The 10,298-nt window shown below is 73.0% G+C and carries 10 protein-coding genes; 3 read left to right on the forward strand and 7 right to left on the reverse strand.

Going from position 1 to position 10,298, the window contains the following annotated elements:
- The 3 genes from hflX to COGEMETH_RS06455 form a co-directional block, all read left to right on the forward strand.
- A partial coding sequence (hflX, locus tag COGEMETH_RS06445) for a GTPase HflX (protein WP_238181782.1) occupies window positions 1–1,118 on the forward strand: 1,118 nt, incomplete at its 5' end.
- Between the two features lie 82 nt (window positions 1,119–1,200).
- Window positions 1,201–2,493, forward strand: coding sequence for an adenylate/guanylate cyclase domain-containing protein (locus COGEMETH_RS06450; RefSeq protein WP_238181783.1), 1,293 nt, complete (start codon window positions 1,201–1,203; stop codon window positions 2,491–2,493).
- Between the two features lie 19 nt (window positions 2,494–2,512).
- A complete protein-coding gene (locus COGEMETH_RS06455; protein ID WP_238181784.1) occupies window positions 2,513–3,016 on the forward strand; it encodes a GrpB family protein in 504 nt (167 codons plus the stop codon).
- A gap of 86 nt (window positions 3,017–3,102) precedes the next feature.
- Here COGEMETH_RS06455 and COGEMETH_RS06460 read toward each other — a convergent pair whose 3' ends face one another.
- The 7 genes from COGEMETH_RS06460 to COGEMETH_RS25580 form a co-directional block, all read right to left on the reverse strand.
- Window positions 3,103–4,647 (reverse strand): SulP family inorganic anion transporter, encoded by a 1,545-nt coding sequence (locus COGEMETH_RS06460; RefSeq protein WP_238181785.1) that lies wholly within the window; start codon window positions 4,645–4,647, stop codon window positions 3,103–3,105.
- A gap of 11 nt (window positions 4,648–4,658) precedes the next feature.
- The gene (locus tag COGEMETH_RS06465; RefSeq protein ID WP_238181786.1) at window positions 4,659–5,363 is read right to left on the reverse strand and encodes a carbonic anhydrase; all 705 of its coding nucleotides are present in this window, start codon (window positions 5,361–5,363) and stop codon (window positions 4,659–4,661) included.
- Between the two features lie 130 nt (window positions 5,364–5,493).
- Window positions 5,494–5,784, reverse strand: coding sequence for a hypothetical protein (locus COGEMETH_RS06470; RefSeq protein ID WP_238181787.1), 291 nt, complete (start codon window positions 5,782–5,784; stop codon window positions 5,494–5,496).
- Between the two features lie 239 nt (window positions 5,785–6,023).
- Window positions 6,024–8,279, reverse strand: coding sequence for a xanthine dehydrogenase family protein molybdopterin-binding subunit (locus tag COGEMETH_RS06475; protein ID WP_238181788.1), 2,256 nt, complete (start codon window positions 8,277–8,279; stop codon window positions 6,024–6,026).
- On the reverse strand, window positions 8,272–9,339 hold the full coding sequence (locus COGEMETH_RS06480) for an FAD binding domain-containing protein (protein ID WP_238181789.1): 1,068 nt from the start codon (window positions 9,337–9,339) through the stop codon (window positions 8,272–8,274). Before COGEMETH_RS06480 ends, COGEMETH_RS06475 begins: the two co-directional genes overlap by 8 nt.
- Window positions 9,336–9,827 (reverse strand): (2Fe-2S)-binding protein, encoded by a 492-nt coding sequence (locus COGEMETH_RS06485; RefSeq protein WP_238181790.1) that lies wholly within the window; start codon window positions 9,825–9,827, stop codon window positions 9,336–9,338. The genes COGEMETH_RS06480 and COGEMETH_RS06485 overlap by 4 nt, the downstream gene beginning before the upstream one ends.
- Window positions 9,828–9,947: 120 nt before the next feature.
- Window positions 9,948–10,073, reverse strand: coding sequence for a hypothetical protein (locus COGEMETH_RS25580; RefSeq protein WP_283214965.1), 126 nt, complete (start codon window positions 10,071–10,073; stop codon window positions 9,948–9,950).
- Window positions 10,074–10,298: the final 225 nt, after the last annotated feature.

Below are 10,298 nucleotides of genomic sequence, written 5' to 3' on the forward strand. Positions count from 1 at the left end.
AGGCCGGCGAGATCGGCCTCGTGGTGATGGATTGCGCCCTCTCGCCGGTGCAGCAGCGCAACCTGGAGAAGGCGTTCGGGGCCAAGGTCATCGACCGCACCGGCCTGATCCTCGAGATCTTCGGGCGCCGCGCCTCCACGCGGGAGGGCACGCTGCAGGTCGAGCACGCGCATCTGGCCTACCAGAAGTCGCGCCTCGTGCGCTCCTGGACCCACCTGGAGCGCCAGCGCGGCGGCTTCGGCTTCCTCGGCGGCCCCGGCGAGACCCAGATCGAGGCCGACCGGCGCATGATCCAGGAGCGCATGACCCGGATCGAGCGCGACCTCGACGCCGTCACCCGCACCCGCGGCCTGCACCGGCAGAGCCGGGCCCGCGTCCCGTACCCGATCGTGGCGCTGGTGGGCTACACGAACGCCGGCAAGTCGACCCTGTTCAACGCCCTGACCAAGGCGCAGGTGGTGGCCCAGGACATGCTGTTCGCCACCCTCGACCCGACGGCGCGGGCGACCCGGCTTCCCCATGGCGAGACCGTGATCCTGTCCGACACCGTGGGCTTCATCTCCGACCTGCCCACCGCCCTCATCGCCGCCTTCCGCGCCACCCTGGAGGACGTGATCGAGGCCGACATCCTGCTGCACGTGCGCGACGTCTCCCACGTCGATTCCGAGGCGCAGGCCGAGGACGTGGGCTCGGTCCTGCGCGAACTCGGTATCGAGACCACCGCCGACCGGATCATCGAGGTCTGGAACAAGGCCGACCTGCTGGACGCGGACGAGCGCACGCGGCTCTCCAACCTCAGCGGCCATCGGGACGGGCAGGGCCGCAGCGACCGCGACAGCGCCGCCCCCGTCCTGGTCTCGTCGCTGACGGGGGAGGGGCTCTCCGCCCTGACCGCCCGGATCGAGGCCCGGATCGCCCGCCACCGCTCGACCTTCGCTGTGATCCTCGGCCCCGAGGACGGGGCATCCGTGAACTGGCTCTACGAGAACGCCGAGGTCCTCGACCGGCGCATGGAGGAGGGCGGCGCCCAGCACCTCGCCGTGCGGATCGCGCCGGAGAAGGAGCCGCGTTTCCTCAACCGCTTCGCGGGCGCCCGCCGCCTCAGCCGCGCCGAGTGACTTTTGGGGTTCGGGCGGTCCGGTCAAGGGCGCCGGCCGCCGGGGCGCGGCCTTCGAGACAGGACGCTGCGAGTCCGTGCGCATGAACGACCACGTGGGGGACGCGCAGACCCCATCCGCTACCTCGGACGACGGGCCGGCCGTGCGGCGGCTGATGCAGTCGGCGACCGGCGGGCGGATGCTGGCCCTGCAGGTGCTCATCGTGCTCGTGCTGCTGATGGCGGCGCAGGCCTATGACGGCTCCCTCCATGCCCTGAGCCACTGGTTCATCCTCGTTCTCTACGCGGCCAGTTCCGTCGGGTTCGGCCTCGCCGAGCGGCGGGGCGGGCCGCTCTCCGCGATCTTCGCCTGGGCCGGCACGGGCTTGAACGCGGGCCTGGCCGTCTACGTCATCGTCGAGCACATGCTGGCCGGCGGCGGGCCGGACGGGGGGGCGGCCGACACGGTGAGCCGGCTGCCGGCCTTCCTGCTCCTGCTCCAGACCGCCCTGACCATGCGCGTCTGGCACGCGGCCCTGTTCTCGGGCGTCGTCGCCCTGGCCTGGGGCGGCGCGATCCTGGTGGCCTTCCTGCACCCGCAAGGGGTGGTCGGGCCCCATGTCGACCTGTCCGAGCAGGTGCCGGGCCTGCTCACCTTCGCGGCCGCGAGCCTCGTGGTGATCGACGGCGTGAACCGCCTGCGCGCGGCGGTGGGGCAGGCCCTGCGGCTGGAGCACGAGCGCACGCGGCTCGCCCGCTTCGTGCCGGACGCCATCGCCCGCGACCTCGCCCGCGAGGGCGGCCTCGGCGCCGTGCGCCGCCGCCACGCCTGCCTGCTGGTGCTCGACATCCGCGGCTTCTCCCGCCTCAGCCGCGAGCATCCCCCCGAGGCGATGGTGCAGGCCCTGCTCGCCGTCCGCGCCCTGGCGCAGGCGGCGGTGACGGGGCAGGGCGGCCTCGTGGACAAGTACGTGGGCGACGCCGTGCTGGCCCAGTTCGTGGTTGGCGATGCCGGCACCCAGGCGCGAAGCGCCCTGGCCTGCGCCCGCGCGATCCGCGCGCGCCTCGCCGCCTTGAACGCCGAGCGGGCCGGGCAGGGCCTGTTCCCGTTGCGCATCGTGGTGGCCCTGCATGCCGGCGACCTCCTGGTCGGGGTCTTCGACGACGGGGCACGCGCCGAATACACCGTGCTCGGCCCGGCGATGAACGCGCTCGCCCGGATCGAGGCCCGCGCCAAGGCCGCCGGGATCGCGGTCGCGGCCTCCGAGGATTTTTTGGGACTTTTGGGCCTGCCCCTGCCGGAGGGCGTGCATGTGGCCCCGGTAGCGGAGGCGGCCACGCCCGGCCAGCCGGCCCTGTTCAGGATCGAGGAGGCCGGCACCCCGGCCATTGGCTGAAGGAGCCTCCGAGACGGACATGTCGGACGCCGCGACCCTGATCCTGATCGACGATCCCGACGCCTCGGCCGCGGCGGCGGAGGCCCTGTTCCAAGCGGTCGCCGCGGCCCTGCGCCCGGCCCTGCCGGGCACGGCGCGGATCGAGCATGTCGGCGCGACGGCGATCCCCGGATGCCTGACGAAGGGCGACCTCGACATCGCGGTCCGCATCCCGGCCGACGACTTCGAGGCGTGCCGGGCCGTCCTCGCGGCGCGATACCTGGGCAATGCCGGCTCGGTCCGCACGGCGGACTTCGCCGCTTTCGCGGACGAGGCGGTCGAGCCGCCCCTCGGGATCCAGCTCGTGGCTATCGGCACGGCGTTCGATGTCTTCACCCGGTTCCGGGATCGGCTGCGGGACGAGCCCGCCCTGCTCGCGGCCTACAACGCCCTCAAGCTGCGGCATGCCGGGACCGCGATGGCGGATTACCGGACGGCCAAGGACGCCTTCGTCGCGGACGTGCTGCGATCCGGGACATCCTGACCGGGCGCACCGAAGGTGGCGTGGAAAAAGGGCCGGCACCGCGCGCGCGGTGCCGGCCCGTCTCGTTCGGCGACCCCCAAAAAAACCTAATCCTTGGCCGGGGCGGCCACGGCGGCGGTGAGCCTGTCGTGGGGACGGCCCCGGCCGCCGACCACCGCGACGCGGGTGCCCGAGGCCGCCCGGCGGCTCGCCCAGTCGCCGATCATCTCCAGGCAGGTGTGGTCGATATGGGCGAGGCCCGTCGTCGCGAGGCGGACCTCGCCGCCGGTCGGCGTCCGCTCCAGGGCCTCGGTGAGGTGGGGCAACTGGAGGAAGGTGGCCGAGCCGGAGAGGCGCAGTTCCGGCACGCCCGCGGTCTCCGGGGCGGCGGCGTGCTCGATCCGCAGGCGGCCCTTGCGCAGGGCCGGGACCACCTGGAGCAGGCTGAGGGCGAGGCCCACCAGCACGCCGGTCAGCAGGTCGGTGACCACCACCGTCACCATCGTCACCAGCCAGATCGCGGCGGTGAGCAGCCCGTAGCGCTCGTGCAGGTGGAGGGCGTGGTGGGGGCCGATGAGCCGCCAGCCCGTCACCACCAGGATGCCCGCGAGCGCGGCGGTGGGCACCATCGCCAGCACCCAGGGCAGGGCCAGGAGGAAGGCCAGGATCCAGGCGCCGTGCATCACCGCCGAGGCCCGCGTGACCGCCCCCGCCTGGACGTTGGCCGAGGAGCGCACGATCACCCCCGTCATCGGCAGGCCGCCCAGCAGGCCGCAGATCAGGTTGCCGGTGCCCTGCGCGCCGAGTTCGCGGTCGTACTGGGTGCGGGGGCCGTCGTGCATGCGGTCGACGGCGGCGGCCGACAGCAGGCTCTCGGCGCTGGCGATGACGGCGATGGTGAGCGCCATGACGATCATGGTCGGTTCGGAGAGCCGCGCCCATTCCGCGGCGCCCGGCGGGGACAGGGTCGAGAGGATGGCCTCGGGCACCGCGACCCGCTTCACGGCGAGCCCGCCGACCACGGCGACCGCCGTGCCCGCAAGGACGCCGGCAAGCGCACCGGGGACCATCCTGAGGCGGGCGGCCCGGAGCCGTTCCCAGCCGATCATCGCCGCGATGGTGGCCAGGCCCACCGCCACCGCGCCGGCGCGGTTGCCCTCCCCCGAGACGAAGTCGAAGAAGGCCGCCGGGATCGCCACGAGGTTGTCGAAGCCGCTGGCCTGGGGCAGGGCGTCGGTCAGGACGTGGATCTGCCCGAGCACGATCAGGATGCCGATCCCGGCGAGCATGCCGTGCACCACCGCCGGGGAGATCGCCCGGAACCAGCCGCCGACGCGCACCGCGCCCGCCGCGAGCTGGAAGGCGCCCGCGAGCACGATCACGGGGCCGAGCATCTCGATCCCGTGCTGGCGCACGAACTCGAACACGATGACGGCGAGCCCCGCCGCCGGCCCGCTCACCTGGAGCGGCGAGCCCGCGAGCAGGCCGACGACGAGGCCGCCGACGATGCCGGTGATGAGCCCGCGCTCGGGCGGCACGCCCGAGGCGATGGCGATGCCCATGCAGAGGGGCAGCGCCACCAGGAAGACGACGAAGGAGGCCGGCAGGTCCCGCGACAGGGAGGCCGGCAGGAACCGGGAGAGGCTCTGCATGGGCGGGCGCCTCACTCGGCCGCGATCCGGGCCGCCGAGTATTCCGGCGCGGCGACCCGGACCGCGGAGGCCTGGGCCACCGGGATCGCCTCCGCCTCGTCGATCGGCAGGAAGCGCCCGCTCTCGCCGTCGCAGGCCAGCAACACCCCGGTCTCGATCTCGAAGAACCAGCCGTGCAGGCGCAGCTGCCCCTTGGCCAGGCCCGCGGCCACGCTCGGATGGGTGCGCAGGTTGGAGAGCTGCACCAGCACGTTCTCCAGGGCGAGCGCCCGGTGGCGGGACTTCGGGTCCATGCCCTCGGGATAGGCCTCGCAGACGATGCGCTCGGCCGCGTGGCTGTGGCGCAGCCAGGCGGCCACGTTGGGCATCGCGGACAGGGCCTCCGGGTTCATCAGCCCCTTCATCGCCCCGCAATCCGAGTGGCCGCAGACCACCACGTCGCGCACGCCGAGCGCCACGATGGCGTATTCGATGGCCGAGGAGACTCCGCCCGTGGCCTGGCTGAAGGGCGGCACGATGTTGCCGGCGTTGCGGCAGACGAACAGTTCGCCGGGGCCGGCCTGGGTGATGTGCTCCGGAGAGACGCGGGAATCGGCGCAGGCGATGATCAGCGCCTTGGGCTGCTGCCCGTCCCGGACCAGGCGCTGGTACATCGCCTGCTGTCCGGGGAAGACCTTGTCCTGAAAGGCGGTGATGCCCTGGAAGATGTTGTCCACGTGGGTCCTCTCGGGATGCGGGAAGGGTTTTTCGGGCGACGCGCGGCACGGTCCTGCAGCGGGCAGGATCGAGCCCGCCCGGTCGCGGCCGGGCGGGTCCGAACGATCGCGGGATCGTAGGGCGGTCAGGTCAGCGGTGGAGGCGTCGCGGGGTCGATCCGGCTGCCCAGTGGGGCTCCACCAGGTTGCGGCGCGCGACCGTGGCGGAGGGCATGTCCGAGAACATCGGGGCGCCGAGGAGCTGGCCGGTGCGGTTGCGCTGCGAGTGGAGCGAGCGGGGATCGTGGTAGGGATCGCTGACGTAGGAGCTCATGTGGCCCCCGCCCGCGGGCATGCGGTCGCCTCCGCTTCCGCCGGCCTGCGCGGCGACGGGGAGGGCGAGGGCGGCTGCGAGGATCGCGGCGGCAACGATGCGTGTCATGGATTAATCCTTCCTCTCGGGAGATATTCTTGCGCAGGTCGGTCTGCTCTGCGGCAACGAGAGGAACATAGGCGACGTATCTCGTAATGGATGTGCGCTATAGCACGACAATACAATCTAAGATTTAATCCGTCTTCTTTTCGACTTGCGTGCAGAGACGCACATGGACGGGCCGGTGCGACAAGAAAGCCGGGATTATAGCCTCCCCGCCCGCATCATCCGCGGACGGGGAGGGCGCCTCAGCCCAGCAGCCGGTCGAGGGTGATGGGGATCTCGCGCACCCGGATGCCGGTGGCGTGCCAGACCGCGTTGGCGATGGCGCCGGCCGTGCCGGTGATGCCGATCTCGCCGACGCCCTTGATGCCGAGCGCATTCACGTGGGCGTCCTCCTCGTGGACGAGGATCGCCTCCATCGCTGGCGTGTCCGCGTTCACGGGCACGTGGTACTCGCCCAGGTTGTCGTTGAGGAAGCGGCCGGTGCGCGGGTCCATTGCGGCATGTTCGTGCAGGGCGAAGGAGACGCCCCAGATCATCCCGCCGTAATACTGGCTGGTGACGAGGCGCGGGTTGATGACGCGGCCGGCCGCGAAGGCGCCCACCAGACGGGTGACGCGGACCTGGCCGAGGTCGGGGTCGACCTTCACCTCGGCGAAGACCGCGCCGTGGGCGTGCATGGCGTAGGTCTGCTTGGCGGCCGGGTCCGCCGAGGCCTTGCCCGTGGCCTCGACGGCACCGTGCCCGGCGCGCGCCAGGATGTCTTCGAAGCGCTCGGAGCGCTCCGCGTCGTCGCGCCGGATCAGGCGCCCGTCGCGGGCGATCACCCCGGCATTGCCCGCCCCGTAGAGGGGGGAGGCGGGGTCGTTGGTAGCGAGATCCGCGAGCTTGCCGATCACCGCCTGCCCCGCCGCGTGGATCGCCCCGCCCGCGGTCGCGGTGTGGCCCGAGCCGCCGGCGATGCCGGCGTTCGGCAGGTCGGAGGAGCCCATGCGGAAGGTCAGCCGGTCGAGGTCGAGGCCGAGCCCGTCGGCGGCGATCTGGGCGAGCGCCGTCCAGGCGCCCTGGCCCATGTCCTGCGCCCCGATCTCGACCGTGCCGGTCCCGTCCGCCCGGATCTCGGCCCGCGCCTGGGCCTCGAACATCAGGGCCGGGAAGGTCGCCGTGCCCATGCCCCAGCCGACCAGCAGCCCGTCCGCGTCGCGGGTCTGCCGGGGCTCCTTGGAGCGCCCCGCCCAGCCGAAGCGCTCGGCCCCTTGCGCGTAGCAGTCCCGCAGGGCCTTGGAGGAGAAGGGCTTGCCTGAGATCGGCTCGACCTCGGCATAGTTGCGCAGGCGGAACTCCAGCGGGTCCACGCCGCAGGCGATCGCCATCTCGTCGACGGCGCTCTCCAGGGCCACGCTGCCGGAGGCCTCGCCGGGCGCGCGCATGAACAGGGGCGTGCCGGTATCCAGCCGCACCGCCTCGTGCCGGACGGAGATGGCGGGGCTGGCATAGAGGGTGTGCGAGACGCCCCCGCTCGGCTCGAAGAAGTCGTCGAAGGTGCTGGACGCCGTGAGCACGTGGTGGTCCAGCGCCGTGAGCCGTCCGTCCGCATCCGTGCCGAGGCGCAGGGTCTGCCGGGTCGGGGCGCGGTGGCCCATCGGGCCGTACATCTGCGGACGCGTGGCCACGAGCTTGACCGGCCGGCCCACGAGGCGGGCGGCCATGCAGGCCAGCACCTGCGGCCCGCCGATCAGCCCCTTCGAGCCGAAGCCGCCGCCGAGGAACGGGCTCTCGATGTGGATGTCCTGGGGCCGGATGCCGAACAGGCCGGCGAGCCTCCCTTGCGCGATCGCCATCCCCTGGCTCGGCATGTGGAGGGTGAGCCGGTCGCCCTCCCAGGAGGCCACGGCCGCGTGCGGCTCCATGGCGTTGTGGTACTGGGCCGCCGTCTCGTAGGTGGCCGCGATCCGCGATTGCGCCGCGGACAGGCCCGCCTCCACGTCACCATGATGCTCCTCCGGCGGCTGGCCGACGCCGATGGCGGGCGGGGTGAAGGGGTCGGCCGCATCGAGGCCGATGCGGGGCGCCTCGGTCTCGTAGGCCGGCGCCAGCAGGCGCGCGCCCTCGGTCGCCGCCTCCAGGGTCCGGGCGATCACCACCGCCACCGGCTGGTTGGCGTAGCGGACGGCCGAATCCTGCAGCAGGTCGAGGCGGAAGCAGAACGGGTTGGTCTTCTCGTCCGGGTGCTGGGCGAGCTTCGGGGCGTTGTCGGGCGTCATCACCGCGACCACGCCGGGATGAGCCTCGGCCGCCGCCACGTCGAGATGCGTGACGCGACCGCGGGCGATCGTCGCGACGCAGAGCGCCGCGTGCAGGGTGCCGGGGGGCAGGTTGTCGGCGGCAAAGCGCGCCTGGCCCGTCACCTTCAGCGGCCCCTCGCTGCGGGTCAGGGGCTGGCCGATGCTCGATCCGTGGCGCACGCGCCGGGTCGTCATGTCCTGGGCGATCTCAGCCATGGGCGGCTCCGGGGGCGAAGGAGGAGGCGGCGAAGGGGGATGCAGGAAGGGCCGGCAGGCGCTCGGGCGTGCCGGCGGCCGCCAGCGTCAGCGCCCGCACCACGATGCGGCGGGCGAGTTCGACCTTGAAGGCGTTGGCCTCGCCCGAAGGTTTCGCCTCGGCCAGCGCCGCCTCGGCGGCCTCCTTGAAGACCTCCGGGCCGGGGGCCCGGCCCATGAGCGCGGCCTCGGCCGCCTTCACCCGCCAGGGCTTGAGGGCGAGCCCCCCGAGCGCCAGCCGGCCGTCCGCGATCCGCCCGCCGTCGAGGCGGAGCATGGCGGCGGCCGAGACCACGGCGAAGGCGTAGGAGGTGCGGTCGCGGACCTTGAGGTAGCGGGCATGGGCGGAAAACCCCGCCGCCTCCGGCGGCAGCCGCAGGGCGACGATCAGCTCGCCCGGTGCCAGCACGCTCTCGCGCTCCGGCGTGTCGCCGGGCAGGAGGTGGAAGTCCGCGAGCGGCACCGTGCGGGCGCCTCCCGGCCCCTCGATCTCCACTATGGCGTCCAGGGCGGCCAGGGGCACGCAGAAGTCGGACGGGTGGGTGGCGATGCAGTGCTCGCTCCAGCCCGCCACCGCGTGGAGCCGGGTCGCCCCGCCGATGGCGGCGCAGCCGGCCCCGGGCGTGCGCTTGTTGCAGGGCGAAGCCGTGTCGTAGAAATACGGGCAGCGGGTGCGCTGCATCAGGTTGCCGCCGACCGTGGCGGCATTGCGCAGCTGCGCCGAGGCCCCCGACAGGAGCGCCTCGGCGACCGCCGGATAGGCGCGCGCGAAATCCCGGTCGTGGGCGAGGTCGCTGTTGCGCACCAGCGCCCCGATCCGAACGCCGCCGTCCCCGGACGGCTCGATCCGGTCGAGGCCGGGCAGGCGGGTGATGTCGACGAGATGGCCGGGCGTGACGACCGCCCCCTTCATCAGGTCGAGGAGGTTGGTGCCGGCGGCGAGGTAGGCCGCACCGGGCCTGGCGGCGGCCGCCACCGCCTCGGCGACGCTGGCGGCGCGGGAATAGTCGAACCGGTTCACGCCGCCTCCTCCCGCTGCATGTCGGAGGACGCGTCGCGCACGGCCTCGAGGATGCCGGCATAGGCGCCGCAGCGGCAGAGGTTGCCGCTCATGCCCTCGCGGATGCGCTCGGGGTCGTCCCCCGCCTGGCCCTCGCGGATCAGCCCGACCGCGCTCATGATCTGGCCCGGCGTGCAGAAGCCGCACTGGAAGCCGTCATGGGCGATGAAGGCCGCCTGCACCGGATGCAGGCCGCCGTCCCGGGCCGCCAGCCCCTCGATGGTGGTGATCTCGGCCCCGTCGAGGCTGACGGCGAGGGCGAGGCAGGCATTGATCCGGCGCCCGTCCACGAGGACGGTGCAGGCCCCGCACTGGCCGCGGTCGCAGCCCTTCTTCGAGCCGGTGAGGTGGAGCCGCTCGCGCAGGGCGTCGAGCAGGGTGACGCGCGGGTCCTCCAGGATGAGGTCGCGCGGCTCACCGTTGACGGTGAGCCGGAGGGGGATGCTCATGCGGGCTCCGGAAACGCTGTCTGGAACCGCTACAAGTAGCCCTCCGCGGCCCGCCGGCCAGTCGCGTCCCCGTCCGCAGATGCGGAACGCCCGGCAGGGGGCCTGCCGGGCGGTGTGCGCTCAGCCCTTGCGGATGACCGGAGTCGGCTCGGACGGGGCCGGCGGGGGCTTGGTGGCGCAGGCCGCGGCGCCGAGGGCCAGCATGGCGGTCATGGCGGCGAGGAGGATTTGCTTGGGGGTCTGCACGGTCGTCTCCGGTTCGAGGCGACGCGGACCCTATCGGCCGGGGGAGGGCGCGACAGTGCAGATCCGCCACAGGGGCGACGAAAGCCAAGCCTTTCGTAAAATTGGAATTTTTCCAGTTTTCATCGCGTGCGGCGGTCTTGTCCCCCGGCAGCACGGCCGACACAGGTTTCGATCGATCGCGACGCAGAGCGAACCCGGCGCGGGTTCTTCCCTCCCCCCTTTGCG

Source organism: Methylobacterium trifolii (assembly GCF_022179685.1).
Classification (GTDB): domain Bacteria; phylum Pseudomonadota; class Alphaproteobacteria; order Rhizobiales; family Beijerinckiaceae; genus Methylobacterium; species Methylobacterium trifolii.

Bases quoted from the DNA above. Each gene is read 5' to 3' on its own strand.
- COGEMETH_RS06450 (WP_238181783.1), top strand. From the start codon at position 1,201: ATGAACGACCACGTGGGGGACGCGCAGACCCCATCCGCTACCTCGGAC.
- COGEMETH_RS06455 (WP_238181784.1), top strand. From the start codon at position 2,513: ATGTCGGACGCCGCGACCCTGATCCTGATCGACGATCCCGACGCCTCG.
- COGEMETH_RS06460 (WP_238181785.1), bottom strand. From the start codon at position 4,647: ATGCAGAGCCTCTCCCGGTTCCTGCCGGCCTCCCTGTCGCGGGACCTG.
- COGEMETH_RS06470 (WP_238181787.1), bottom strand. From the start codon at position 5,784: ATGACACGCATCGTTGCCGCCGCGATCCTCGCAGCCGCCCTCGCCCTC.
- COGEMETH_RS06475 (WP_238181788.1), bottom strand. From the start codon at position 8,279: ATGGCTGAGATCGCCCAGGACATGACGACCCGGCGCGTGCGCCACGGA.
- COGEMETH_RS06485 (WP_238181790.1), bottom strand. From the start codon at position 9,827: ATGAGCATCCCCCTCCGGCTCACCGTCAACGGTGAGCCGCGCGACCTC.